Genomic DNA, 26919 nt, shown 5'->3' with positions numbered 1-26919 from the left:
CCCCCCGCCATTGCAGCGAGAAGCGGCTGTCGAGCAGGGAGGCCGTGCCGGCGATGCCGTACGCATTGACACGGCCCGCCGCGAGCTCGATCGCCAGCGCAATGCCGTCGAGGCGCCGGCAGATGTTCGCGACCAGCGGCGCGTCTTCAGCGCTGAGCTGGAACGGGCCCGAGCTCTGCGCGATGCGTTCGACGAAGAGCTGAGCCGCGGGGTAGGCGAGAACCTCGCTAACATCGAGGCCTTCGCGCTCCGGCGGACAATCCAGCGGGAACAGCCGAAAGATCCGCTCGCCTTCGCTGCGGAACGACTCGCGGCTGGTCGCGAGAACACGAAGCTGCGGCGCTTCGCGAACGATGCGCTCCACGAGCGGGGCCAGCGTGTCCAGCACATGCTCGCAGCTGTCGAAGATCAGCAGGGACGGTCCGGTCCTCAGAAATGTCAGGAGGGCCGGCGTCGGGTCCTCCGAGCTGGTGGTCAGTCCGAGGACCGAGGCAATGGTGGTTGTGACATGGCTGGCCTCCCGCAGCGAACCGAAGTCGACGAAGAAGACGCGTCCGCCGAAATCCACCGAGCGGCGATGCCCGACCGCAACGGCAACCGCAGTCTTGCCGATGCCGCCCGGGCCGACCAATGTCATGAAGCGATAGAGCGTCAGTCCATTCGAGATCTTCTCGATGACCTCCTCTCGTCCGATCATCTTCGCAAGCTGAGCAGGCAGGGAGCGAGGAGGTACGATTTCGGCCGAGAGGACCGGTTGAGCCGCCTGGGCGAACGGAGCGACAAAGCAATAGCCGCGACCGGGCACATTGAGGACATAGCGGGCCGACTTGCCGGTATCGCCGAGCGCCTTGCGCAGCGCTGCGACATGGAAGCGCAGACTGCCCTCGTCGACATTCACGTCGGCCCAGATGCGCTTGACGAGCTCCCTCTTGTCGATGACTTCACCGGGGCGCTCGGCAAGCAGGATCAGAATATCGAGCGCGCGGCCGCCGATATGAAGCGGCGCCCCCTCCTTCTCCAGGAGCCGGGACTTTGGAAACAGCCGAAATGGCCCGAATGAAATGTGCGAGTCGTGATTACTTTGAGCTGGCACGTGCCATTGCCCCCTCGACGGGAGTCAAAAGGTATTTTGTTGTGGTCTAGCAGAACGACGCGTCCAGTAAACTGGCCGAAAGCCGCATGGCAGACAGTCCGGCGCAGATGGCTTGGGTTTGCGTCGGCCTGCCAAAAAAGTGCCTGTGGAAGAAGGGCTTAGGTTGACATGCCAGGACGATGGCCCGGACGCGCCGCCTAGGACCACTATGGCTCCTGGCTCTTTCATCCGTAAATTCGGCGCAAGGCGCTCACGCATCGACGCGCGACATCTGGCGGTGCTCCGTCGTGACGATCCGCGCCGACAACGTGACGAGGCCCATCAACGCAGCGAGCAGCCAGAACGCCACTGGCAATCCGCCAAGACGCGCGACGAAGCCTACGCCGGCAGGGCCGATCAGGACCCCTGCGTACCCCGCAGTCGTGATCGCCGCGACCGCAAGCCCGGCGGGCATCACCGTTTGCCGCGCCGCCCGGCGGAACAGCACCGGCACGAGGTTTGACGTGCCGAGCCCGATCAGCAGGAATCCGCCGATGGCGACCGCTGCGATGGGCGCCGTGAGCAGGACCACAAAACCCGCGATCGCCATGAGGCTGCCCCAGACCAATGTCGTGCGGTCCCCGATGCGCGCAACCAGCGCGTCGCCGCCGAGCCGGCCTATCGTCATCGCGATCGAGAACGCGATGTAGCCGGCTCCGCCCTGCGCCTCGGTGACGAGCCCCGCGCCGATGACGAGGAGCGCGCTCCAATCGAGCATTGCGCCTTCGACGAGGAAGGTGATGGCGCCGAGCAGCGCAAGCAGCAGCACCGATCCGTGCGGCAGCACGAACAACGGGCCTTCCTGCACCTGTACTGAGCGAAGCAGGCGCGGCCAGGTCACAAACATCGCGATCAGCATCAGGACGGAGCAGATCAGCGTGCAGGAGAGCGTGCCGAGTTGCAGCGAGAGCAGCGCTGTCATCAGCGCGGATCCGGCGAACCCGCCGATGCTGAACAGTGCGTGGAAGCCGGACATCAGCGGGCGTCCGGCGGCGCGCTCCACCTCCACGGCGTGGATGTTCATGGCGACGTCGATCGAGCCGAGCGCGGCGCCGAATGCAAAGAGCACCAGCGCCAGCGATACGGGCGAGCTTGCGATCGCGAGCAGCGGCAGGACCAGTGCGAGACCGAGCCCGCTCGCAATGATGATCGGTCTGCTGCCGTGGCGCGCGCTGAGAACGCCGGTCAGCAGCATCGCGACGACCGAGCCGATGCCGAGGCTGAGCAGGAGCAGCCCGAGGACCCCATCGTCGACAGCGAGCCGCGCCTTCGCGAACGGCACCAGCGGCGCCCAGCACGCGATGCCGAAGCCTGCGACGAGGAAGGCAAGCCGGGTCGCAAGGCGGGTCGCCGGCCGGTCGGCAGAAGACATGAGAACTCCCGGGGACGCAGGGGCGGGGCGGAGGTCAAAGCCGAGAAATGCCGCGGCTTTGTGTCCGCGGCGTGCTCGGATTGTCGCGGCTGGCGCTCGAAAGCTGCAAGCCTCGTTCTAGCCGCCGAGGATCCGCCGGCAAGCGTCGACAAAGACCTCTGCGCCGGTGACGATGTCGGCGTCGGCAGTGTTCTCGGTCCAGTGATGGCTGATGCCGCCGATCGACGGCACGAACAGCATGCCCGCGGGCATGACGGTCGCGAGCATCTGCGCATCGTGGCCGGCGCCGCTGGGCATGCGGATGGATCGTCCGCCGGCCAGGGCCTTGCTCGCACCCTCGATGGCATCCTGAAAGCCGGAATTCATCATCGCGGGCGCACCGGTGCGCAGCTTCGCAACGGTGACGGTGCAGGGGCCGTTCGCACTGGCCTCGTCCGCCATGGTCCGCAGCAGCTGTTCCAGCCGCGCGATGACAGCCGGATCGTCGTCGCGGATCTGGAACAGCATCTCTGCTCCACCCGGAATGATGCTCGGCGCGCCCGGATCGAGCGTGATGCGTCCGGTGGTCCAGACCGTGCGCGGACCGCAGGCAGCCGGGAAGCGTTGGTCGATCGCCACGCAGAATTTGGCTAGCGCCAGGCCGGCATCCTTCCGCACCGCCATGCGCGTGGTGCCGGCGTGGTTCTGTTCGCCGCCAAAATTGATCTGGTACTGCCAGATGCCGACGATGGACGTGACGACGCCGATCGCGAGGCGGCCGCTTTCGAGCGTGTCGCCCTGCTCGATGTGGGCCTCCAGATATCCAACATGGCGGCCTGGCGGGGCGGTGATGCGCGAACGTCCGGCCAGCCCCATCTCGGCAAGTGCATCGCGCATGGCGCGGCCGCTGGTGCGGTCGCGTGCAGCGTCGATGTCGGCTTCGGTCACCTGCCCGACATAGGAGCGCGAGCCGAGGAAATGGCCGAAATGTCCTTCCTCGTCGCACCAGGCGGCGACTTCCACCGCGCCCTTGAGCGATGGATCGGGATTGAGCACGCGCGCTGCCTCGAGCGCGTAGACGACGCCAAGCGGACCATCGAGCCAGCCGGCGTAGTTCTGGCTTTCCAGGTGCGAGCCCGCCAGCAGCTTCGGCCCCGGCTTGGCGCTGCTGCCGAAAACATTGCCGATGCCGTCAATCGTCGCGGAGAGGTCGGCCTCGGGCAGCTTCTGAGCGAGCCACTCCAGCGAGAGCTTGTGCGGTTCGGAGAAGGTCGGCTTGTGCACGCCGGACTTGTAGGCGCCGATGGCGCGCAGTGCATTGAGGTCGGCGAGGACGCGATTCCCGTCGGCGCGGGGCTGAGTGTCAGGCATGTTCGGCAACCTTCAGCGCCTCGGTGCGGATCTCCTCGACCAGCCGTTCCTTGAGCTGGACGAATTCTGGCGTGGTCTTGATCTTGTAGGAGCGCGGATGCGGCAGGTCCACATTGATCTCGGCCTTGATGCGGCCCGGACGCGCGCTCATGACGATGACGCGGCTGCCGAGGAAGATGGCTTCCTCGATGTCGTGGGTCACGAACAGCACCGTCTTCTGGTCGCGCTCCCAGATCCCCAGCAGCATCTCCTGCATCAAGGCGCGGGTCTGGTTGTCCAGCGCGCCGAAGGGCTCGTCGAGCAACAGGATCTTCGGATCGTTGGCGAGCGCGCGCGCGATCGCGGTGCGCTGCTGCATGCCTCCGGAGAGCTGCTTCGGCCAGTGGTTCTCGAAACCGGACAATCCGATCCGGCGGATGAAGGCATCCGCGACCTTGTTTCGCTCCGCCTCGGACACGCCACGCTCGCGCAGGCCGAAGGCGATGTTCTCTCGCACCGTCAGCCAGGGGAACAGCGTGTAGGACTGGAACACCATGCCGCGATCGGCGCCCGGGCCGGTCACCACGCGCCCGTCGAGCGTGACGTGGCCGCTGGTCGGACGGTCGAGGCCGGCGACGATGCGCAGCAGCGTCGACTTGCCACAACCGGACGGGCCGAGGATGGTGACGAAGTCGTTGTTGCCGATGATGAGGTCGGTCGGCTCCAGCGCCCGGGTCGGCGCGTTGCCGTGGCGCGCGGGGAAGGTGCGCGAGACTTGTTCGATCTTGAGGATCGTCATGCGAGCCTCCACGGAAACAGCCAGGCGTTGAACGCCTTGAACAGGAAGTCCGAGAGGAGGCCGATCAGTCCGATCACGATGATGCCGAAGATGATCTGGCCGGTGTTGAGCAGCGCCTGGCTGTCGGTGATCATGTGGCCGATGCCGGAGGACGAGCCGATCAGCTCGGCGACGATGACGTAGGTCCAGGCCCAGCCCAGCACCAGCCGCAGGATCTCGGCGATCTCGGGCGCGGAGGAAGGCAGCAGCACGCGGCGGATGATGCCGCGGTCGCCAGCGCCCAGCGTATAGGCCGCCTCGACCAGATCGCGTCGCGTGGTGCCCACGGTGACCGCGACCATCAGGATCACCTGGAACACCGAGCCGATGAAGATGACGAGCAGCTTCTGCAGCTCGCCGATGCCCGCCCACAGGATCAGGAGCGGGATGAAGGCGGAGGCAGGCAGATAGCGGGCGAAGGACACGAACGGTTCGAGGAACGCCTCGACCGGCTTGTAGGCGCCCATCAGCACGCCGAGCGGCACCGCGATGATCGCCGCGAGGACAAAGCCGCCGACGACACGCCAGATCGTCATGCCGATGTCGAACGCGAATCCCTGCTTGGTCAGCAGGTCGAAGCCTTCCTGCACCATGGTCAGCGGGTTGGCGAGAAAGGTCTTCGACACATGGCCGCCGAGCGTCGCCCATGACCAGAGCGCAACGAACAGCACGAAGAACGCGAGGCCATAGGCCACGCGCTGCCTCGATGTAACAGGGTCCAGGGGACGCATCAAACTGTCTATCCGAATAGTCGATCAAGAGCCGGCTCCCCCTCCAGGCGGAACCGGCGGCTTGCAGAGACTTACTTGATGAAGCTCGCGTCGTAGAGGTCCTCGACCTTCGGCGCGGCCTTGATGATGCCGATCTCGAGCAGGAGTTCGGCGGCGTCCTTGTTGAAGGTCAGGAAGTCGCCGGCGAAGAACTTCTGGTTCGCGGCCTTGTCCTGCCAGCGCAGATATTTCGCCGAGTTGCCGAACTGCTCGCCGGTCTGCTTCACGTCGGCACCCATGATCTCGTAGGCCTTGGCCTGGTCCTTGGCGATCATGTCGAGCGCCTCGAAATAGCTGTCGGCGAGCGCCTTGGCGGCCTTGGAATTATCCGTCAGGAACTTCGGCGTGCAGCCGAAAGTGTCCATCACCATCGGGTAGTCGAGCGTGGTTGCGATGATCTTGCCCTTGTCGGGCGCGGTACGCACCGTCGACAGATATGGCTCATAGGTCATCGCGGCATCGTTCTGGCCGGCGACGAAAGCCTGCGCGGCCGCGGCCGGCTCGAGGTTGACGACGGTGACATCCTTCACGGTGAGGCCGTTCTTCTTGAGCATCCAGGCCAGCGCGAAATAGGGCGAGGTGCCGGGCGCGGAAGCGGCGACGGTCTTGCCCTTCAGATCCTTGATCGCGGCGACGTCGTTGCGCACGGCCATGCCGTCGGCACCATAGCTCTTGTCGAGCTGGAAGATCTGCTTGGTCGCAACGCCGTTGGCGTTCCAGGAGATCCAGGTCTCGACCGTGGTCGCGGCGCACTGGATGTCTCCGGACGCGATGGCGAGATGCCGGTCCTTCTGCGGAATCTTCTTGATGGTGACGTCGAGGCCGTTCTTCTTGAAGATGCCCGCCTCCTTCGCCAGCGTCAGCGGCGCGAAGCCGGTCCATCCGGAGATGCCGATGCCGACCTTGACGTCGTCGGCGAGCGCCGGAGTGGAGGCCGCGAGAGCAATGATTGTCGCAAATACTTTTGAGCTACGCATGATTGTCGTCCTCTTACCGATCGATGGATTGACGCCGTGTTGATCTCTTCATGTCGGCCCATCTGGACCGTTGCCCGAAGCGTTGCACGATTTGTGCCGACATATCTCTCAGCCTCCCTTGAATCGCGCGACAAGGCGGTGAGAATCACCGGGATAAAGCAGGCGCACGGCGGTGATCGTGCGTGCGCTGCGCCAGGTGTAGCGGTCGATGACGAGGCAGGGCGCGCCGACGGCGATGTCGAGCGCCTCCGCGGTGCGATCGTCCGCGACGATGGCGCTGATCGTGTGCTCGGCCTCGGTCCATGGGACATGGTGAAGCAGCCAGGAACCGGGCGGCTCGCGCGAAAAATCCGCGGTCGCGGCATCCGGAACGGACGACAGGTCGATCAGCCTGTCCTCCGCAGCGAAGGGCACGTTGTCTGCGCTGTGCCGGCAGGTGATCGCGACCACCTTGCCGGCCTTCTTGACGCCGAGACGATCGCGATCGGCAGTGGTCGCCGCACGCAGCTTGCGGCTGATCAGCTCGTAGCCATAGGCGCGGCCGAGCGCGCTGATCTCGGCGCGAATGTCGGCAATCTTGAGCACCGCTGATTGATGCTGCGGCCGGCGCACGAACGAGCCGGCACGGCGGCGCCGCTCGATCAGGTCGGCCTGCGCCAGCTCCGACAGCGCCTTGTTCACGGTCATGCGCGAGCAGCCGTAGCGCGCAACCAGTTCGTGCTCGAACGGAATGCGATGGCCGGGCGGCCACTCCCCGGTCAGGATGCGCTTCTCGATATCGGCGCGAATGCGCTTGTAGAGCGTCGGCTTGTCGGCCGCATCGGTGGCAAGGCTCATGCGACGAGCCTCCGCACCGACGCATTGAAGCACTCGCGCGATGACTGACGCAGTCTGTGCCGGCCCCCTTCGACGACCTTGTCGCCGCCGGCCCAGACGCAATCGATCGCGCCGCTGCCGGCCGCAAAGATCCAGCCGTCGATGGCCGCATCTCCCCGACGTCCAGCCAGCGACGGATGCGCAGTGTCGAGAGTGACGATGTCGGCGCGCGCTCCAAGCGTGAGGCCGACTGTCGACTGCGCCAGCGCCTGTGCACCGCCCGCGAGCGCATGATCGAACAGCGTGCGTCCGGTCGAACGGCCCGCGCCGCTGGAGAGCACGTTGCGCTCGCGATGTTTCTGACGTTGGCCGTATTCGAGCTGACGGAGCTCGTCGGCGACGCCCACCAGCACGTTGGAATCAGTGCCCACACCGAACTCACCGCCGGCGGCAAGAAATTCGCGCGCCGGGAAGATGCCGTCGCCGAGGCTCGCTTCCGTGATGGGACACAGGCCCGCCACTGCACCAGTCCTCGCGAACGCGGCGACCTCCTCATCCGTCGTGTGGGTCGCGTGGATGAGGCACCAGCGCTGATCGACCGGCGCGTGCTCCAGCAGCCACTGCACCGGACGGCGGCTCGACCAGGCGAGGCAATCCTCGACTTCCTTCACCTGCTCGGCAGCATGGATGTGCACCGGCCCGCCTTCGGCCAGCGGAATGATCGCCGCCAGTTCCTCCGGCATCACCGCGCGCAGGCTGTGCGGCGCGATGCCGACGTTGGCGCCGGGCAATGCACTGATCGCCTTGCGTGAGGCAGTCATCAATGCCGCGAACTGATCGACCGAGCAGATGAAGCGACGCTGGCCGGCATGCGGTGCTGCTCCCCCAAACGAGCCATGCGCATAGAAAGTCGGCAGCAGCGTGAGGGCGATGCCCGATGCTTCGGCAGCCTGCGCAATGCGTGCGGCCATCTCGGCAGGATCGGCATAGGGCGAGCCGTCGCAATCGTGATGGAGATAGTGGAATTCGCCGACGCGGGTGAAGCCCCGCTCGAGCATTTCCACATAAAGCAGCGCCGCGACGGCGGCGACGTCGTCGGGCGTCATCGCCAGCGCGAAGCGGTACATCGTCTCGCGCCAGGTCCAGAACGTGTCGGTGCTGTCGCCGCGCAACTCCGCAAGTCCCGCCATGCCGCGCTGGAACGCGTGGCTGTGCAGGCTCGCAAGTCCCGGAAGCGCGACTTGGTGGCGCTCGTCGCCGGCGACCGGGGCCACGCCCGGCGTCACCTCCGCGATCGCGCCGGCGGTGATCACCACCTGCACGTCATTGGCCCAGCCCGAGGGCAGGAGCGCGGAGGCGAAATGCAGTCGGGTCATGATTACACGCCGGCTGGACAGAACCGTCCCACGATTATATGTCTAGACATATAAGTCAAGCATCCCACGAAGGGGCCGTTGCATGGCAGAGCGCTTCGACCGGATCTGGCACAATGCCCGGCTCGCCACGCTACGAGCCGACCGTCCCGATCTCGGTGAGATCGAACGGGGCGTGATCGCCGTGCGCGGCGGTCGCATCGTCTATGCCGGCGCGCAAACCGATTTTCCGGCGGATGCCGATGCCGCCGAACGGATCGACTGCGAGGGCCGCTGGATCACGCCCGGCCTCGTCGACTGCCACACCCATCTCGTCTACGGTGGCAACCGCGCGCACGAATTCGAGCTGCGCCTGAAGGGCGCGAGCTATGAGGAGATCGCGCGCGCCGGTGGCGGCATCGTCTCTACGGTGGCCGCGACGCGCAAGGCGAGCGAGGCCGATCTCGTCGCAAGCGCGCTGCCGCGGCTGGATGCGTTGATCGGCGAGGGCGCAACCACGGTCGAGATCAAGTCGGGCTACGGCCTCGACACTGCTACCGAGATGCGGCAGCTCGCAGCCGCGCGCAGCCTCGGAGGCCGACGACCGGTTGCGATCCGCACATCCTTTCTTGGCGCACATGCGCTGCCGGTGGAGGCGGACGGCGACAAGGACCGTTACATCGATCTCGTCTGCAAGGAGATGTTGCCGGCGGTTGCAAAGGCAGGCCTCGCCGATGCCGTTGACGCCTTCATGGAGGGCATCGCATTCTCGGCCGAGCAGACCGCACGCGTGTTCGAGACGGCGAGGGGACTTGGACTGCCGGTCAAGCTCCATGCCGACCAGCTCTCGAATCTCGGCGGCGCCGCGCTGGCCGCGAAATTCTCGGCGCTCTCGGCCGATCATCTGGAGCACACGGACGAGGCCGGCGCGGCGGCAATGGCGAAGGCCGGCACGGTTGCGGTGCTGCTGCCGGGTGCGTTCTATTTCATTCGCGAGACGCAGAAGCCGCCGGTGGAGACGTTCCGCAAACATGGCGTTCCCATGGCGCTGGCGACCGACTGCAATCCCGGCAGCTCGCCGCTGACCTCGCTACTGCTCGCGATGAACATGGGAGCTACGCTGTTCCGGATGACTGTGGCTGAATGCCTCGCCGGCGTCACCCGCGAAGGCGCGCGCGCGCTCGGCGTCCTCGACGAGGCCGGTACGCTGGAGGCAGGCAAATGGTGTGACCTTGCGATCTGGGACATCGAGCGGCCCGCCGAGCTCGTCTACCGCATCGGCTTCAATCCGCTGCACCGCCGGGTGTGGAGGGGACAATGAGGGAGCAGGACGCAACGATCGTCGTCACGCCGGGGACGGTCAGCTTGGATCATCTCGCGCGGGTGCTCGCGGGCGCTTCGGTCATCCTCGATCCATCATGTTGGCCGCGCGTCGAGGCGGCTGCGGAGATCGTCGCCAAGGCCGCGCGAGCCGACGTCCCCGTCTACGGCATCAACACCGGCTTTGGGAAGCTGGCCTCGAAGCGCATTCCGCCCGATCAGACCGCGCGACTCCAGCGTAACCTGATCCTCTCGCATTGCTGCGGCGTCGGCCCGGCGACACCCGAATCGATCGTCCGCCTGATGATGGCGCTGAAGATCATCTCGCTCGGCCGCGGCGCCTCCGGCGTTCGCCCCGTGGTGATCGAGCAGCTGCAGGGAATGTTGGCATGCGGCGTCCATCCACTGGTGCCGCAGCAGGGCTCGGTCGGCGCCTCCGGTGATCTCGCGCCGCTCGCGCATATGACCGCGGTGATGATCGGCGAGGGCCAGGCGATCGTGGACGGGAAAACCGTGTCCGGCGCTGAAGCGCTGGCAGCTGCCGGCCTTGCGCCGCTGACCCTCGGGCCCAAGGAAGGTCTTGCGCTGATCAACGGCACGCAATTCTCGACCGCCTACGCCATATCTGGCGTGCTGCGCGCATTTCGCCTGACGCGGGCCGCGCTTGTCACCGGCGCATTGTCAGTGGACGCGGCGATGGCCTCGACGGCGCCGTTCCGCCCCGAGATCCAGGCGTTGCGCGGCCATGCCGGGCAGATCGCCGCGGCTGCGACGTTGACGGCGCTGCTGGACGGCAGCGACATCCGCCTCTCGCACCTCGAAGGCGACGAGCGCGTGCAGGATCCCTATTGCCTGCGCTGCCAGCCGCAAGTCGCGGGCGCTGCGCTCGACCTGATCACGCAGGCCGCGCGCACCCTGATCGTCGAGGCCAACGCCGTCACCGACAATCCGCTGGTGCTGGTCGAGACCGGTGAGATCGTCTCCGGCGGCAATTTCCACGCCGAGCCGGTGGCCTTTGCCGCCGATACAATCGCGCTGGCGCTGTCGGAGATCGGCGCGACCAGCGAGCGGCGCATTGCGACGCTGGTCGATCCCACGCTGAATTTCGGCCTGCCGCCGTTCCTCACCCCCGATCCCGGCATCAATTCCGGCTTCATGATCGCCGAAGTCACGGCGGCCGCGCTCTATGCCGAGAACAAGCAGCGCGCAGCTGCCTGCTCGATCGACTCGACCCCGACCAGCGCCAATCAGGAAGATCACGTCTCGATGGCCGCGCATGCCGCGCGGCGCCTGTCCGACATGGCCGACAATCTCGCCGCCATTCTCGGCATCGAGCTTCTGGTCGCCGCCCAGGGCATCACGCTGCGCGCGCCGCATGCGACAAGCGGGCCACTCGCTGCCGTCATCGCGGCGCTGCGCGAGCAGGTGCCGGCACTCGGTATCGACCGCTACATGGCCGGCGATCTCGCCAGGGCGGCTGCGTTGATCGAGGCCGACATGCTGCCGGGCGTCGCGACTGCCGCGCTTTCAACCGATCCGTTTCCGCGACTCGACTGAAGAGGTGCTCCGCATGAACCGCCGACTGGACAATGACCGCACCATCCGCGCGCCCCGCGGCAGCGATATCAGCTCCAGGAGCTGGCTGACGGAAGCTCCCTTGCGCATGCTGATGAACAATCTCGATCCGGATGTCGCGGAGCGTCCGAGCGAATTGGTCGTCTATGGCGGCATCGGCCGCGCCGCGCGCGACTGGGAAAGCTTCGACCGGATCGTCGCGGCCTTGCGCAAGCTCGAAGGCGACCAGACGCTGCTGGTTCAGTCCGGCAAGCCGGTCGGCGTGTTCCGCACCCATGCCGATGCGCCGCGCGTGCTGATCGCGAACTCCAACATCGTGCCACACTGGGCGACGCTCGATCATTTCAACGAGCTCGATCGCCAGGGCCTGATGATGTACGGCCAGATGACGGCGGGGTCATGGATCTATATCGGCAGCCAGGGCATCGTGCAGGGCACCTACGAGACCTTCGTCGAGGTCGGCCGTCGCCATTATGGCGGCAGCCTCGCGGGCAAATGGATCCTCACCGCCGGCCTTGGCGGCATGGGTGGCGCGCAGCCGCTGGCCGCGACCATGGCCGGGGCTTCGATGCTCGCGGTCGAATGCCAGCCGAGCCGCATCGAGATGCGCCTGCGCACCGGCTATCTCGATCGCCAGGCCGCAACGCTCGACGAGGCGCTCGCGATCATGGCAGAGGCCGCGAAGACGAAGAAGGCGGTCTCGGTCGGCCTGCTCGGCAATGCCGCAGAGATTTTCCCGGAGCTGGTTCGCCGCGGCGTCAAGCCCGACATCGTCACCGACCAGACCAGCGCGCATGATCCGATCAACGGGTACTTGCCGAAGGGGTGGACGCTCGCCGATTGGGAAGCCAGGCGCGCGTCCGATCCGAAGGCGGTCGAGCGTGCCTCGAAGATTTCGATGGTCGATCATGTCCAGGCCATGCTGGATTTCCATGCGCAGGGCATTCCTACGCTCGACTACGGCAACAACATTCGCCAGATGGCGCAGGACATGGGCCTGAACAACGCCTTCGATTTCCCCGGCTTCGTCCCCGCCTATATCCGCCCCCTGTTCTGCCGCGGCATCGGGCCGTTCCGCTGGGCCGCGCTCTCGGGCGATCCCGAGGACATCTTCAAGACCGATGCCAAGGTGAAGGAGCTGATGTCTGACGACAAGCATCTGCACAATTGGCTCGACATGGCGAAGGAGCGCATCAAGTTCCAGGGCCTGCCGGCGCGGATCTGCTGGGTCGGCCTCGGTGATCGCCATCGCCTCGGCCTCGCCTTCAACGAGATGGTGGCACGGGGAGAGTTGAAAGCACCGATCGTGATCGGCCGCGATCATCTCGATAGCGGTTCGGTCGCCAGCCCCAACCGCGAGACCGAGGCGATGAAGGACGGCTCGGACGCCGTGTCCGACTGGCCCCTGCTCAACGCGCTGCTCAATTGCGCCAGCGGCGCGACCTGGGTGTCGCTGCATCATGGCGGCGGCGTCGGCATCGGCTATTCCCAGCACGCCGGCATGGTGATCGTCGCCGACGGCACGCCGGAAGCGGCGAAGCGCATCGAGCGCGTGCTGTGGAACGACCCTGCGAGCGGCGTCATGCGTCACGCCGACGCGGGTTACGACATCGCGATCGACTGCGCCCGGGACAAGGGGCTCGATCTGCCGAGTCTGCCGAAGTAGTCGCGGCTCACGCCACGACCCTGGCCCCGGCTTGTTCGAGGCGCTGGCCTTCCCTGGCGAGATAGTCGCCGATCGCATCGCCCGGCATGGGCTTTGCGAAATAATAGCCCTGGATGAAGTCGCATCCCAGGCGGCGCAGGCTGTCGAGCTGGGCGCGGGTCTCGACGCCCTCGACGACGCAGGCGATCTCCATGTCGTCGCACAGGCCCGTGAGCGATTTGATGATCTTGTGGCTCACCGGATTCTCGTTGATCTCGGCGACGAAGCTGCGGTCGATCTTGATCTTGTCGAGCGGCAACCGATGCACGTGGCTCAGCGAGGAATAGCCGGTGCCGAAATCGTCCAGCGAAATGCCGCAACCCATCGCCTTCAGCGTCGCGATCGACTGCTGTGCGCGCATGAAGTCGAAAGTGACGGCGGTCTCGGTGATCTCGAAATCGATCCGGTGCGGCGGCAGTCCGCTCTTCTCGATGATGGGGATCAGCGGCAGAATGCCCTCGGCCGCGCAGATGTCGTGGGCGGAGAGGTTGAACGACAGGCGGATGTGATCGGGCCAGGTTCTGGCGGTCGCGAGCGCGCGAACCAGCAGCGCCTGCGTCAACGGCCTGATCAGGCCGATGCGCTCGGCGGCCGGAATGAAATCGGCCGGTGAAACCAGGCCGAGGCGAGAGCTGTGCCAGCGCGCCAGGACCTCGAAGCCGGCGGTGTGCTCGCTCATGGCGTCGACGATCGGCTGGAACACCAGCTCCATCTCGGTGCTGAAATTTGCCGTGCGCAGCAAATTCTCGATGACGCCGCGGCTGCGGATCTCGGCCTCGAGCTCGCTCGAGAAGATCACGGTGCGGCCGCGCAGGTGGCGCTTGGCGTGGTAGAGCGAGTAATCGGCGCATTCATAGAGCGCTTCCGACGTCGTCGCGGAGTCCGGGAACGATGCGAAGCCGATCGAGCAGGACAATCCGGTATGGGCGGTGTCGAGCTGGTAGGGCAGCTTGACGTGGCTGGCGATGCGTTCGCCGAGCCGCATCAGATCTGCATCATCGGGATCGCCGCACACGACGAGTCCGAATTCGTCGCCGCCGAGCCGGGCGAACTCCACGCGTTGCGGGCCGAAGCCCTCGCAGACCTCGCGGATGCGGCGGCCCGCCTCGATCAGGACGCGGTCGCCGACCGAGTGGCCGTAATTGTCGTTGATCGGCTTGAAGCCGTCGAGGTCGATGATGCCGACCGCGACGCGAACGGTCCTGCGCTCGGCATCGGTGAAGGCGCTCGACAGCTCGGCGAAGAAGCGGCGGCGGTTCGGCAGCTCCGTGAGGGAATCGAGATTGGCGAGGCGGAAGTTCTCGTCCGAGAGCGCCTGCGTCGCCGCCTGTTGTGCCAGCAGCGATTTGCGGCTGACGACGAGATCGGCGAAGTCGCGGTAGTAAATGAACAGCACCGTCACCATCGCGCCGGAAACCAGCAGGTTGTTGACGGCGATCGCCTTCAGCGTCGGCTCGCCGGTGGCGAAGAAGAACAGCACATAGGGCACGTCGACGATCAGCGTCACGATCAGCGCTGCCGAGCGCAGATGCATCAGCGAAAAGATGCAGCCGATCACGGTGACTGCCATGTAGAAAGCGACCTGGCTCTTGGCGAACGGATCGCCGTAGGGGTAGAGCGCGAAGGACCAGGCGGTGAAACCGGCGCCGATCGGCAGGGTCAGCCAGTTGGTGGCGCGCAGATTGCGCAGGATGTCGGCGTCGCTGCGCACGAGGTGACGCTGACGCAGCCACCAAAAGGTCCGCAAGCCCGCGAGCACGGTCAGCACGCTCGGCACGATCATCGTCAGCCAGTCCGGCGCCACGTTCACATACGTATAGGCGACGGCGATCGTATTGCTCATGAGGATGAAGTAGAGCAGCGGGATCTGCTTCGAGAAGGCATCGAACTGCGCGCGCGTCAGGTCCGGGTTGTCCGCCGGAACGCGAAACAGCTGCATTGCGGCGGCAAAGCGAGACTTCAAATCGGCAACAGGCATTGAAATACGAGCCCCGGATTCCCCCGAAAACGCGGCCGATCTTGCATGGCAGGGGTAAAGGGCGCGTTAGATCGATCCTGCACCGGAAGCCAGCGCAGGTTGCGCGCTATCGCAGATGTTTCCGGTCGCTTGCATTGGTGAGGCGGCGTTAACGATCAGGGGACGCGTCAGGAGGCGCGTCGGCTGCAAAGTCCTGCAGGGCCGCCGCTACGCTCTGCTAACCATGCGGGTCGGCGCAACGTCTTGCCGCACCTCTCAGCGCCCGATCGTCACCCCGGCGGTCGAGCGCATGGCGCCTCTCAGGCTGGTTGCGTTCATGTCGTCGAGCACCTGTCGCGTTAGCACCGTGGTCTGGCCGGGCGTGTCGAGGATGGTCTCTCCGCGCGAGGACGAGAGCCGATCGGCCTTGTAGGGCGCAGCCGGATCGGTGGCGGGAACGGCCGTGGCTGCAGGATGTGGCCGTTTGCTCGCGGCGAGCGCTGGCTGTGAGATGGAGAAGGCGATCACGACCAGAAGCAACGGCCTTGCGCGCATATGCGACCTCCCGTGTCGGGAGTTCAACCTAGCACATCGTGGCGGTGGTCGCAGGAGAAAGGATCAGGCCAAAGCGGCCTGGCGTTCACGCGCCGGTTCGCGAACGCGCTCGATTCTCCCGGGCTCGGCGAGCCGGGTGAAACTGCGATGGCTCGCCTGCGCGGGCGCCTCGACGATGAAGCCCTCGCAGACGATCTGCCCGCCGAGCATCTTGAATTCCAGCTTGTCGTAGCGCGGCATCGTCTCGCCGGGCGCCGGCGGCAGCAGCCCGACGCTTCCCTGGATGTTCAGCGCGGCCTCGCCGGAGCCGTGAAGCCGCGGATTCCACATCCTGATTCCGGTCTCCGCCCAGCGCTGCCGGATCAGGGCGGCGCGATCGGCGGGCTCCGCAGCTCTCGCGCGCAGTTTCGGTGCGCTGCGGATCTCCGGAGCAGGAGACTCGAGCGCCGGAGCCGGATCGATGTCGGTGACGGCGCTGGCTGACTCGTTGGCCGCCGTCGCAATGGCTGTGACGAGCTGAACATCGTTTGCAGGGGCCGGTGCGATCTCGACGATGAGCGCTGGGTCGGCCCTGGCTTCAGAAACATCAGCCGCGGCGCTATTGGCGTCGCCGAGGAGGACCGGGATTGCTTCGACGGGGACCGATTCGACCTCGGCGGAAAGGTTGAGCGAGGGGGCAGCCTCGATGACGGCATCAGGGACATCAGTCGAAGCGGTCGCGACGTCTGATGATGAAACCGCAGCCTCTTCTGCGACGACTGAATCGATTTCCGCGGGCGTGCCAGCGGGCGATGCATCGCCGATGATGGCGAGATCAGCGTCCGCAACTGGCTCGTTCTCTGCGTCGGCCGACGAAGCCAACACCTCCTCGGCTACCGGCGGCGTTGCGGGCGCCTCGATTTCCGTCGCCCTCTCCGGAGATGAGTCGTCGCTGATACAGCTATCGTCGGACGGATTCTCTGCGACGACATTCACAGGCGCATCGTTCTCCGCGACCGGAGCCTGGGTGGCGAGGTCAGCGTCGTCGCGCACCGGGTCGGTGCTGATCGCGGCGATTGAAGCTTGAGCCGTGGCCGCGACATCATCGATGATGGCGGGCGAAGCGTCTGTGGCGATCGGCGCGACGTCAATGCTGCCGCTGTGCGGCAAGGGCCGAAGTCGGGTAAGCGCCCAGTTCACCGCAGGGATGCGGCGCAGCAACGATATCAGTCTCGAAAGCACTGGGAGTTGTCCAAGTGGTACTCGGCGTTGGGCAATCGCTGATTCGCCAGCAATGGCAAAACCTGCCCCGGCCGTCACACCCGTGTCAATGTAGGGAGGACCAATTGCAGAACATCCACGCGCCCAGCGCGCACATGGCGGCGCAATCAGATCGAGATCATGTGCGCAAGCTTACCACACAATGCGGAAGCCGCCGGTGCCCTTGTAGCCGTGATTATCAGCGGGATCATCAACGCTCGCGCGATAGGTGATCTCGCCGAACACGGCATAGCGGCCGTTGGCCCAGCTATAGGTGCCGCCGCCACCGATGCTGCCCCACAGGCGGTCGTGGCCGCTCGCGAAGCCAGTGCCGGCGACATCGATCCTGGTGCCTTCAAGGAATTCGTAGTGCAGATTGCCGATGGCGTAGAGGTCGGAGCGGACGATGCCCGTACCATCGTTCCAGGTGCGCTGATGATTGAGCGACAGCCCGAGGCGGCCGAGCAGGCTGTCGGCGTTGCCGAGTGAGACCAGTGCGCCGAAGCGGTCGGTGAAGGCATCGAAGCCGACCTTCGAGTAGGCAAGCTGCGCCTGCGGCGCCAGCCAGAAGCCATTGCCGATCGCGATCCGTTTGCCGCCCTCGACACCGAATGCGTAACCGAAGCCTTCATTGCCATGGATCACGCTGCCGGCCAGCACGGATGACAGGTCGCTGTGATAGAACATGGTCTGCGCCTGGCCGTCGACATAGAAGCCGTCGTGGCCGTACCAGGTCGCAGTCGCGCCGACGCCGGTTCCTTGCGCGCGGATGCGGCCGTTGCCGAACACTGAATTGACGAAGGCCGTGGTCAGGCCGTATTGCGCCGTGAGGCCGACGATCAGCCGGCCGCGGGTATTGTCGAGCCCGACGCCATCGAGCCCGGCCTGCACCTTCATCTCGTCGGAATCATAGGTCGATCCCGTGGTGTTGGACGGCCGCAACGCGCTCTGCCCGCCTTCGATCCGGCCCCAGAAGGCCGATTGCGTCCATGAGCCCTCGGCAGTCTGCGCGGTATTGACGCCGGCGCGCGCCATCGCCTCGCTGCCGCCCCAATAGCGATTGCCGACGCGCTGCTGAAGGCTGGGTGCCTGGTTCATCCCGAGCAGCACTTGCGCGTAGTTCTCGTACAAGGGGACGCCGGCCTGGTAGAGCGGCCCGGCAGGTGCCGATGGCGGCGGGTTGATCAGGACCGACCTGAGATACCAGTCGCCGTCGGCCGGCGTGCTGATCCCGTTCTTCTGCAGCGTATAGGCATAGGCACCGCCGACGACGGCCTGCTGGCCGCCGATGACGTAGTCGCCCTGCAGCGCGAAGGTGCCGTTCGAGGCGCCGGCGATGTCAACGATCTTAATGCCCTCGATGGTCTGCGCGCCGAGGCCGCCGCGGTTGAGCACGCGCACAGTCGTCGAGCCAGACGTGTTGCCGGTGACGACGAGACGGTCCGTCGGCGAGGCATCGCCAGCGAGCACACTTTCGATCTCCAGCGTGCCGCCACTGCCGGTGTAATTGCCCGCGATCGTCAACGTGCCGATGGAATTGCCGGGCGCGATCACGCCGCCATTGGTCGTGGTGCCGACGGTGCCAGTGCCCTGCAGCCGGCCTCCCGGCAGGACGCCGAGCGGACCGCCGAGACTGCCGTTCACGGCCAACGTGCCGCCCTGCACCGTGGTGGGGCCGGTGAAGGCGGCATTGTTGCCGGCCAGCGTCTCCATGCCGCTCAGAAGTGTCAGTCCGGCGCCGCCCTGGAACGTCCCGAAGAAAGTGTCGTTGGCATTGGTCAGCGTCAGCGCCTTCGTGCCCATCGCGACGGTGCCGCTTCCGCCGAGACTCTGGATGCTGGAGCTGGTGGCGGTGATGCCTGAGATATCGAAGGTGCCGTTGGCGATCACGCCGCTTGATGCGGAAATCGCGCCGACGCCTGTCAGCGCCAGCGTGCTGCCGCCCTGAATGACGGTTTGGCCGGTATATGTATTGGCCGCGGTAAGCGTGAAGATGCTCCCGCCGCTCACGGTCAAACCGCCGACGCCGCTGAATACGGAGGTCGAGGCGACGCCCACATTGAATCCGCCGGTGTTGATGGTCAGCCCGCCCGAGGCAATGTTGAACACTCCGACGCCCGAGATCCAGGACGCGCTGGCGCCGGAGGCAACCAGGGTGGCATTGTCGAAATTCATCTGAGCGTTGGCTCTGTTACTGATCGACGCCGAAATCAGTGTGCCATTGTTGATGTTGACCGTGCCCCTTCCGCTCGTGGGGCTTACCCTGAGTGTGCTTGCGGTAACGGACGCGCCATTATTGATGTTGAGTATCCCGACGCTGGTATTGGACGCCACGTTAAGGACGGCGGGAACAATCCACTGCGATCCGATCCCGGTCACCGTGACTGTCGCGGTGCCCGTTGTCGTGCCGATATTCGCAGTTCCTGTGCTTGTCAGCGTGCTGCCGTTCTGGATGGTGAGCGTGTTCGTACCAGTCGAGCCGATGGCGAAGCTGCCTGTCGTGGCGGTCGCCGGACCGTTGACGCCGAGGACCGGCTCTGGCCCCGAGCTGATGGTGACCGCACCGCCAGCCGGCGCCGTTCCACCGGACCAGTTCGAGCCTACGGTCCAGTCGTTGCTGGTCGCACCGGTCCAGGTCTGCGCCGCCGCCGATCGCGGCACCAACGCCGAGAGCGCGACGAGCGAGACGCCCATCAGCAGCAGGCGAAACGCGGCACGCTTGCCTGTGAAGGACGAAAGGTGGTGCGGATGTCTGCCCTGATTGCCGTTCGATTGCCGTGAAGACGTTGCAGCCCCGATGCATTCGCGCATGGCACACAGCTCTTGTTGTCTTGCTGCTGTGCCTCGGATGGCAGCTTGCCAAGCATCATCGACAGCGGATCGTGGTTGTTAGGGTATGTGGCTGCCGGTGACCGGTCAATGCAGATCATTGCCGCGCATTTGGGAAGGGCTGCGCAGTGTGTTTCCGGTGCAACGTCAGGTCGTCAAAGTTAGTGGAGCAGTAACCACGCCAGATCCGTTGGATGCGCGTGACGGCATGTTGCAATAATACCCCTGTTCTGCCCGACGTCGCAAACGCGTCTTCGGCAAGACCGAAAATCCTCAAGCCTTTCAACCCCATCGCTACTGTGCATGGGGTTGTTTTTTCACTTTTGTTTGCAGGCGCGCCTGGCCCGCGCCGGCGCGCTTTTCTGCCAGACGAGGTGCACCGCGCGCATCAGCCCTCGTTGCGATCCAAGGTTGGGGTTCCCGTCGTCGTCGTCAGCGGCTATTGAGGACCGTCAATATCTGGTCGGAGACGGCGCATGAGGAGGCTTGCCACCATCGGAGCGGCTCTGCTCTGGTCCACCATCGCATTCGCACAGGATCGCACCATCACCGTCGCCTCGACCACGTCGACGGAACAGTCGGGGCTGTTCGGCCATTTGCTGCCTCTGTTCTCTAGGGACGAGGGCATCAGCGTCAAGGTCGTCGCCGTCGGCACCGGCCAGGCGCTGGATATCGGGCGGCGTGGGGATGCCGACGTGGTGTTCGTCCATGACCGTGCTGCCGAAGACAAGTTCATGTCCGAAGGGCAGGGCGTGAAGCGCTTCGACGTCATGTACAACGACTTCGTCATCATCGGCCCGAAGAGCGATCCCGCGAAGATCGCCGGCGGCAAGGATGTCGCGGATGCGCTGCGCAAGATCGCGGCGGCAAAGGCGCCGTTCATCTCGCGCGGCGACAAGTCCGGCACGCACGCGGCCGAGCTGAGGCTATGGAAAGAGGCGGGCGTCGACCTCAGTGCCGCCAAGGACCATTGGTACCGGGAGATCGGTCAGGGCATGGGTCCGGCGCTGAACATGGCCTCGTCGTCGAACGCCTATCTTCTGTCGGATCGCGGCACCTGGTTGTCGTTCAAGAATCGCGGCGAGCTCGCCATCCTGACCGAGGGCGACAAGCGGCTGTTCAACCAGTACGGCGTCATGCTGGTGAATCCTGCAAAGCATCCGAACGTCAAGGCGAAAGACGGGCAGGCCTTCATCGACTGGCTGGTTTCGCCAAAGGGGCAGGAAGCGATCGCCGGGTACAAGGTCGGCGGCGAGCAGCTATTTTTCCCCAACGCGTCCCACTAGCACGAAGGCGACGGTCGAAACCGCCACGCTGAGCGCGAGCAGGATCAGCCCGAGCCCCAGCGCCAGCGGCAGGTCGCCTTTGCTGGTCTCGAGTGCGATCGCCGTCGTCATCGTGCGGGTGAAGCCGCGGATGTTGCCGCCGACGATGATGATGGCGCCGACTTCCGCAATGGCGCGCCCGAACGCCGCGAGAAAGGCCGTCAGCAACGAGGTCCGGCCGAGCGCGAACAGCAGCGCCATGCTGCGCAGGGCCGACAGTCCGTCGATCCGCGCCAAGTCGCCATATTCCGCCCAGAGCAGGCTCGCCGGCCGATGCACCAGCGCCACCACGATCGGCGTGGCCAGCAGCGTCTGCGCGATCACCATGGCGGCCGGCGTGAACAGCAAGCCCGCCGCCCCGAGCGGCCCAGACCGCGACAGCAGGAGATAGAGGGCGAGCCCGACCACGACCGGCGGCAGGCCGAGCAGCGCATTGGTCAGAATGATGATGACCTGACGCCCCCGGAAACGGGTGATCGCCAGCAGGGCCCCGAACGGTGCGCCGACCAGGAGCGCGACGATGCTGGCGGTCAGGCTGACCCGAACCGACAATGCAACGATGCCCAGCAGCTCGGCGTCGGCTTCGCCGATCAGCGCGAACGCGGCACCGATGGATCGTGCGAAATCGTTCATCCGGCCCGACGCCGTTGCGCCGGCTCAGTGCCGGTGATTCCGATCACGTCCATCGCGAAACCCCTTCGTCCTCAGCAGCCCGCTCGTCACAGCTCCAGCCTGCATCGGCAGGCCGGTCCTACGGGCACATCCCGGGATGGCAATCGCATCGGTTGTGGCCGCTGCGGACGCCACAATCAAGAGGTGGCATCGGGGTGTTGGTTCTCGTCCATACGAAATCGGGCTTCCGGTCCCTCGGCCTTCATTGGGCCATAAGGGCCAATTCTGGCACGAAGAGCCCAAATCCCGCCCAGGCGCGGTCGCGGACGGCTTTATTCCCCCCGTGGATGCTTTAAGGAGAGGTACAGTCGGGTCGCACCCGCCGCTCGGCAGTGCTAGACCCCGATGCAGGAACAGATCGGGCCGGAGCGATACTGCCAAGCCCGCAAGGATGAAGGATTTGACGCAATGATCCAAACCGTTGGCATCATCGGGGCAGGGACCATGGGGAACGGCATCGCGCAGGTCTGCGCCGCGGCCGGACTCTCGGTCGTGATGGTCGATATCTCCGATGCGGCGGTGAACCGCGGCCTTTCGACCGTCGGCGGCAGCCTCGAGCGCCTGGTCAAGAAGGAGAAGATGACGGCGGCCGACCGCGAGGCGACGCTCAAGCGCATCACCGGCACGACCGATCGGGCGAAGCTGTCGGATTGCGATCTGGTCATCGAGGCAGCGACCGAGAACGAGGAGCTCAAGGTCAAGATCCTGAAGGATCTCTGCGCCACGCTGTCGCCGCGCACGCTGGTCGCGACCAACACATCGTCGATCTCGATCACCAAGCTCGCTGCGGCGACCGATCGTCCCGATCGGTTCATCGGCATGCACTTCTTCAACCCGGTGCCCGTGATGGCGCTGCTCGAGCTCATCCGCGGGTTGCAGACCTCGGACGACACCCATGCCAAGGCACTCGATTTCGCCAAGCGCGTCGGCAAGGTGGCGATCACGGCGAAGAACAGCCCGGGCTTCGCCGTCAACCGCATCCTTTGCCCGATGATCAACGAGGCGATCTTCGCGCTCCAGGAGGGCATTGCGACCGCGGAAGAGATCGACGCCGGCATGAAGCTCGGCTGCAATCATCCGATCGGGCCGCTGGCGCTGGCCGATCTCGTCGGGCTCGACACCATGCTTTCGGTGATGGAGGTCTTCTACAAAGGCTTCAACGATCCCAAATACCGGCCAGCGCCGCTGCTGAAAGAGATGGTCGATGCCGGTCATCTCGGCCGCAAGACCGGGCAGGGCTTCTACACCTATAGCGCCTGATGAAGGCATCGGCGGCGGGGCACTCGGAGCCCGCCGCCAGATCCCGCAATTTGCGCTGCGACAAAGACGCCGCGCGCAATTGACCCGACAATGGCGAACGGGCGGCGTGCGGGAACATAGAACGGATAACAAGGGACATGTCGGATCGACTGAAGGCCGAGCGGGAAGCTGCGGCCGCGCGACGGAACCTGTTGACCCAGGATGCGATCGAGCGCACCGGGATTACCGAGGAGATGATCGGGGAGCTCGTCACCCGCTTCTACGGACGCGTGCGCGAGGACGCGCTGCTTGGTCCGGTTTTTGCGATCGTCCGGAACTGGGACGAGCACCTCGCCAGGCTCAGGGATTTCTGGTCCTCGGTGGTGCTGATGAGCGGCCGCTATCATGGCTCGCCGATGCGGGCGCATCTGCCGCTGAGCCTGGTCGGCGATCATTTCGACCGTTGGCTCGACTTGTTCGAGCAGACCGCGCGCGAGGTCTGCCCGCCGGCGGCGGCGGCGCTCTTCATCGACAAGGCGCGTCGCATCGCCGACAGTTTCGAGATGGCATCGGCAACTATTGCGGGTCGTATCGCATCGCCGCGTCACGTGCTCAGGCCGTGAATACAAAATACCTGCCCGAGAAACGCGCAGCTCGCATCGCGCGATGGCGCGCTGCACCAATTCCAACATCATCGGTCTGATCTGCAAGATCATCATGCTGTTCGCGCGATGCGATGTAGAATTCGCGAAAACGCGCCTGAACGCGTTCAGTATAATTCAATCATCGCGAGCAAAGCCATATTGATGCACTGCGGCGCCAATTCTTCGCCTTGTTTTCGGCAGAGTTCCGGCGCCTGCTATCGTGCATGTCGAGTGCACCGTTCAACGTCAATTCCTCACCATCCGACATTGCGGAAGCTGAAGCCGACGCGGGCACCGAGCAGACACGGCGGACGCTGCTGCTCGGCGCGCTTGCGACCACCGCGTGCCTCGGCTGTTCCCGGTCGGCGCGCGCAGGCGAGGATCCGCCCGGCTCGGACGAACGGCCGCAGAAAGGCGATCTGCTCGTCTTCTCCGAAGGTGACCAGGAAGGAAAGCTCATTACCGCGGCCGATCTGCATGTCGGCGGACCGCCGGTCCATGCCTGGCCGAAGGATCCTCAGACATCGGTGGTGCGCAGCGCTTCGCGGCTGAACGAGATCCTGGTCATCAGGCTAGATCCAGCCGAGCTCGACGAGAAGACCCGCGCGCGCGCCGTGGACGGCATCATCGCCTATTCGGCGATCTGCGCTCATGCCGGCTGTCCCGTCACCGCCTGGGTCAAGAGCGATGTCGGCGACAAGGAGGTGTTCAAGTGCATGTGCCACAACTCCGAATACGACCCTCGCGCGGGCGCGCAGGTCGTGTTCGGACCGGCACCACGACGGCTCGCGGCGTTGCCGCTCGCGCTGGCTGACGGATCGCTCAGCGTCGCCGGCAATTTCATCGGAAAGGTAGGTGGCGCGCAACCAGGATGATGGGCGTTGCGGGTTGGGCCCGCGCACGAGAGGCCGCCTCCGCCGACGGGCGGACGACGGGACGAACGACAAGAATTCACAACAAGAATTCAAACGGATGAAAAAGGGGAAACGTCCATGAAATCTTCCATGACCAGGAAGCAATGGTTACTGTCCGGCTTCGTCGCCTTCACCTGCCTCGCCTCGACCGCCGCAGTGTCGGGTCCGATCGAGAATTATTCTCCGGTCACCGCGCAGCGGCTGGAAAATCCGGAGCCGAGCAATTGGATGCTCTACCGGCGCACCTATGACGGGCAGGGCTATAGCCCGCTCGACCAGATCAACACCTCGAACGTGAAGAATCTCACGCCAGTCTGGACGTTTGCAACCGGCGTGGTCGAAGGCCATGAAGCACCGCCGATCGTCAACAACGGCGTGATGTTCGTGGCGACCCCGATGGGACAGGTGATCGCGCTGAACGCCAAGACCGGCGACGAATACTGGCGCTACAAGCGGCAGCTTCCCGACGATCTGTTCCAGCTGCATCCGACCAGCCGCGGCGTCGGCCTCTGGGAGGACAAGCTCTATCTCGCCACCACGGATGACCACGTCGTCGCTCTCGATGCCAAGACCGGCAAGGTGGTGTGGGACACCAAGGTGCAGGACTACAGGAAGGGCCAGTACATGACCCTGATGCCGCTGATCGTCGACGGCAAGGTCATCGTCGGCGGCTCCGGCGGCGAGTTCGGCGTGCGCGGTTACGTCGCTGCCTATGACGCCAAGGACGGCAAGGAGCTGTGGCGGACCTTCACCATTCCGGGCGAAGGCGAACCAGGCCATGAGACCTGGCAGGGCGACGACTGGAAGAACGGCGGCGGCTCGGCCTGGATGACCGGCAACTACGACAAGGAGACCAAGACGATCTATTGGGGCGTCGGGAACGCCGCACCGTGGCCCGGCGAGACCCATCCCGGCGACAATCTCTACACGTCCTCGGTGCTCGCACTCGATCCCAGCACCGGCAAGATCAAGACCTATCACCAATATCACCAGAACGATTCCTGGGATTGGGACGAGGTCGAGGCGCCGATGCTGATCGATCTGCAACGCGACGGCCGCAACATCAAGAGCCTGGTCCATCCGGGACGCGACGCGATCTTCTGGGTGCTCGAGCGCACGCCGACCAAGATCAACTATGTCGCCGGCTGGCCGTTCGTCTCCACCGACGTCTGGAAGGGCATCGAACCCGAGAGCGGCAAGCCGATCGTGGATCCCGCGCACAAGCCGGTCATCGGCAAGCGCGTCGAGTTCTGTCCGTCGCTGTGGGGCGGCAAGGATTGGCCGTCGGCGGCCTACAGCCAGAAGACCGGCCTCGTCTACGTGCCCGCCAACGAGAATTTCTGCGGCGGTTTCACCGGCGAGAAGGTCGCGCTCAAGCCTGGCGAGCTCTGGCTCGGCACCAAGCCGGAGGACATCGGCCTGAAGACGAAGCCGGGCGCGGATCACTTCGGCGAACTCCAGGCCTGGGATCCCGCGACCGGCAAGAAGGTGTGGCAGCACAACTTCCCGAAGTCGCAGCTGTTCGGCTCGGCGACGGCAACTGCGGGCGATCTCGTCTTCGTCGGCGGCACCAATGATCGCAACTTCCGCGCCTTCAATGCCAAGACCGGTGAACTCCTGTGGGAGCAGAAGACCAACTCGGGCATCGTAGGCATGCCGGTGTCCTACGAGATCGACGGCACTCAGTACATCGCGATCCAGTCGGGATGGGGCGTGGACGCACAGCGCATCCAGGATGCGCTGGTGACCAACAATATCGGTATCGAAGCCAACGTCCCGCAGGGCGGCGTCGTCTGGGTGTTCGCGCTGAAGAAATAGCTCCGCTGGCGGATCGAAAGAGGCTGAGCAGCCGGGGGGTGGCGAATGCGGCGGACGGGTACGTCCGCCGCATTTTTTGCTGCGGAGCGGGATCGCCGGCGTGCCACGTACTCGTCATGCCCGGGCTTGTCCGGGGCATCCACGTTCTTCTTGCTGCGTCACAAGCCGTGGGTCGCCGAGACAAGCCCGGCCGCCGCGGCGTGAGGTGCGCAAGGGCTCTACTTCCCCTGACGATCCACCTTGTCCTTTTCCTTCTGGTTCATTTCACGAATCTTGGGATCGGGATTGTGCTGCCCCGTGGTCTGGGTGGTCGAGGCTGGCGGGGCGTTGGCGTTGGGCAGCGAACTCTGGTCCGGCGCTGTGGGGCGCGTGGCTGTGGTCGGCGGGCTGGTGTTGCTTTGGGCGAACGCGCCTGCGGCCGTCAAAAGAAAGGCGCCCGACAGCGACACTGCGAGCGCCTTCGAGATGTTGGTCATCGATCTGCTCCTGTCAGATCGATGGAAACCGCGTGAGGCGCCCAGTGTTCCGCCTCACGCTTCAG

The 26919-nt window shown here is 65.3% G+C and carries 22 protein-coding genes; 8 read left to right on the top strand and 14 right to left on the bottom strand.

The window, feature by feature from the left end; genetic code table 11:
* From IC50_RS14140 to IC50_RS14105, 8 genes are all read right to left on the bottom strand, one after another.
* On the bottom strand, positions 1-1093 hold a 1093-nt coding region (locus tag IC50_RS14140), incomplete at its 3' end, for an ATP-binding protein (RefSeq protein ID WP_035705306.1).
* A 250-nt stretch (positions 1094-1343) separates the two neighbouring features.
* Positions 1344-2504 carry an MFS transporter gene (locus IC50_RS14135; protein ID WP_035705304.1) on the bottom strand — a complete coding sequence of 387 codons (1161 nt, stop codon included), beginning with the start codon at positions 2502-2504 and terminating at the stop codon, positions 1344-1346.
* 117 nt (positions 2505-2621) lie between these two features.
* Positions 2622-3854 (bottom strand): Zn-dependent hydrolase, encoded by a 1233-nt coding sequence (locus tag IC50_RS14130; RefSeq protein ID WP_035705303.1) that lies wholly within the window; start codon positions 3852-3854, stop codon positions 2622-2624.
* Positions 3847-4632, bottom strand: a complete 786-nt coding sequence (locus IC50_RS14125; RefSeq protein WP_035705302.1) for an ABC transporter ATP-binding protein — start codon at positions 4630-4632, stop codon at positions 3847-3849. The genes IC50_RS14130 and IC50_RS14125 overlap by 8 nt, the downstream gene beginning before the upstream one ends.
* Positions 4629-5402, bottom strand: coding sequence for an ABC transporter permease (locus IC50_RS14120; protein ID WP_035705301.1), 774 nt, complete (start codon positions 5400-5402; stop codon positions 4629-4631). The genes IC50_RS14125 and IC50_RS14120 overlap by 4 nt, the downstream gene beginning before the upstream one ends.
* A 71-nt stretch (positions 5403-5473) precedes the next feature.
* Positions 5474-6418, bottom strand: a complete 945-nt coding sequence (locus IC50_RS14115; protein ID WP_035705300.1) for an ABC transporter substrate-binding protein — start codon at positions 6416-6418, stop codon at positions 5474-5476.
* Positions 6419-6526: 108 nt separating this feature from the next.
* Positions 6527-7255, bottom strand: coding sequence for a histidine utilization repressor (gene hutC, locus IC50_RS14110; protein ID WP_035705299.1), 729 nt, complete (start codon positions 7253-7255; stop codon positions 6527-6529).
* Entirely contained in the window at positions 7252-8610 is a 1359-nt protein-coding gene (locus tag IC50_RS14105) for a formimidoylglutamate deiminase (RefSeq protein WP_035705298.1), read from the bottom strand. Before IC50_RS14105 ends, hutC begins: the two co-directional genes overlap by 4 nt.
* An 82-nt stretch (positions 8611-8692) precedes the next feature.
* Here IC50_RS14105 and hutI point away from each other — a divergent pair, with 82 nt between their 5' ends.
* Genes hutI through hutU form a run of 3 tightly spaced genes read left to right on the top strand, consistent with a single transcriptional unit; the run spans position 8693 to position 13147 of the window.
* Positions 8693-9907: an imidazolonepropionase gene (gene hutI / locus IC50_RS14100; RefSeq protein WP_035705296.1), complete on the top strand. Its 1215-nt coding sequence runs from the start codon at positions 8693-8695 to the stop codon at positions 9905-9907.
* A complete protein-coding gene (hutH, locus tag IC50_RS14095) occupies positions 9904-11463 on the top strand; it encodes a histidine ammonia-lyase (RefSeq protein WP_035705294.1) in 1560 nt (519 codons plus the stop codon). Before hutI ends, hutH begins: the two co-directional genes overlap by 4 nt.
* Before the next feature lie 13 nt (positions 11464-11476).
* A complete protein-coding gene (hutU, locus tag IC50_RS14090) occupies positions 11477-13147 on the top strand; it encodes a urocanate hydratase (RefSeq protein WP_035705292.1) in 1671 nt (556 codons plus the stop codon).
* Between the two features lie 7 nt (positions 13148-13154).
* On the opposite strand, the gene IC50_RS14085 is transcribed toward hutU, so the two are convergent.
* From IC50_RS14085 to IC50_RS14070, 4 genes are all read right to left on the bottom strand, one after another.
* Entirely contained in the window at positions 13155-15164 is a 2010-nt protein-coding gene (locus IC50_RS14085; RefSeq protein ID WP_035705290.1) for a putative bifunctional diguanylate cyclase/phosphodiesterase, read from the bottom strand.
* Between the two features lie 255 nt (positions 15165-15419).
* The gene (locus IC50_RS14080) at positions 15420-15698 is read right to left on the bottom strand and encodes a membrane protein (RefSeq protein ID WP_035705286.1); all 279 of its coding nucleotides are present in this window, start codon (positions 15696-15698) and stop codon (positions 15420-15422) included.
* Between the two features lie 63 nt (positions 15699-15761).
* Positions 15762-16898, bottom strand: coding sequence for a hypothetical protein (locus tag IC50_RS14075; RefSeq protein WP_035705319.1), 1137 nt, complete (start codon positions 16896-16898; stop codon positions 15762-15764).
* A gap of 192 nt (positions 16899-17090) precedes the next feature.
* On the bottom strand, positions 17091-19748 hold the full coding sequence (locus tag IC50_RS14070; protein WP_244429580.1) for an autotransporter family protein: 2658 nt from the start codon (positions 19746-19748) through the stop codon (positions 17091-17093).
* A 494-nt stretch (positions 19749-20242) separates the two neighbouring features.
* On the opposite strand from IC50_RS14070, the gene IC50_RS14065 reads away from it, so the two are divergent.
* The gene (locus tag IC50_RS14065) at positions 20243-21052 is read left to right on the top strand and encodes an extracellular solute-binding protein (protein ID WP_035705284.1); all 810 of its coding nucleotides are present in this window, start codon (positions 20243-20245) and stop codon (positions 21050-21052) included.
* On the opposite strand, the gene IC50_RS14060 is transcribed toward IC50_RS14065, so the two are convergent.
* Positions 21026-21724, bottom strand: a complete 699-nt coding sequence (locus tag IC50_RS14060) for an ABC transporter permease (protein ID WP_035705283.1) — start codon at positions 21722-21724, stop codon at positions 21026-21028. The two genes, IC50_RS14065 and IC50_RS14060, sit on opposite strands and share 27 nt — an antisense overlap.
* 447 nt (positions 21725-22171) lie before the next feature.
* Here IC50_RS14060 and IC50_RS14055 point away from each other — a divergent pair, with 447 nt between their 5' ends.
* The 4 genes from IC50_RS14055 (at position 22172) to IC50_RS14040 (ending at position 26378) form a co-directional block, all read left to right on the top strand.
* Positions 22172-23023: a 3-hydroxybutyryl-CoA dehydrogenase gene (locus tag IC50_RS14055; RefSeq protein ID WP_035705282.1), complete on the top strand. Its 852-nt coding sequence runs from the start codon at positions 22172-22174 to the stop codon at positions 23021-23023.
* Between the two features lie 137 nt (positions 23024-23160).
* Positions 23161-23625: a group III truncated hemoglobin gene (locus IC50_RS14050; protein ID WP_035705281.1), complete on the top strand. Its 465-nt coding sequence runs from the start codon at positions 23161-23163 to the stop codon at positions 23623-23625.
* Between the two features lie 245 nt (positions 23626-23870).
* A complete protein-coding gene (locus tag IC50_RS14045) occupies positions 23871-24521 on the top strand; it encodes a ubiquinol-cytochrome c reductase iron-sulfur subunit (protein WP_035705280.1) in 651 nt (216 codons plus the stop codon).
* 129 nt (positions 24522-24650) lie between these two features.
* Entirely contained in the window at positions 24651-26378 is a 1728-nt protein-coding gene (locus tag IC50_RS14040; RefSeq protein ID WP_085973737.1) for a methanol/ethanol family PQQ-dependent dehydrogenase, read from the top strand.
* 218 nt (positions 26379-26596) lie between these two features.
* On the opposite strand, the gene IC50_RS14035 is transcribed toward IC50_RS14040, so the two are convergent.
* A complete protein-coding gene (locus tag IC50_RS14035; protein WP_035705276.1) occupies positions 26597-26854 on the bottom strand; it encodes a hypothetical protein in 258 nt (85 codons plus the stop codon).
* Positions 26855-26919 lie beyond the last annotated feature (65 nt).

This window comes from Bradyrhizobium genomosp. I (2014), assembly GCF_000261685.1.
Taxonomy (GTDB): domain Bacteria; phylum Pseudomonadota; class Alphaproteobacteria; order Rhizobiales; family Xanthobacteraceae; genus Bradyrhizobium.
The sequence above is the reverse complement of the archived record's forward strand: the minus strand, read 5'-3'. Positions and strand labels throughout refer to the sequence as shown.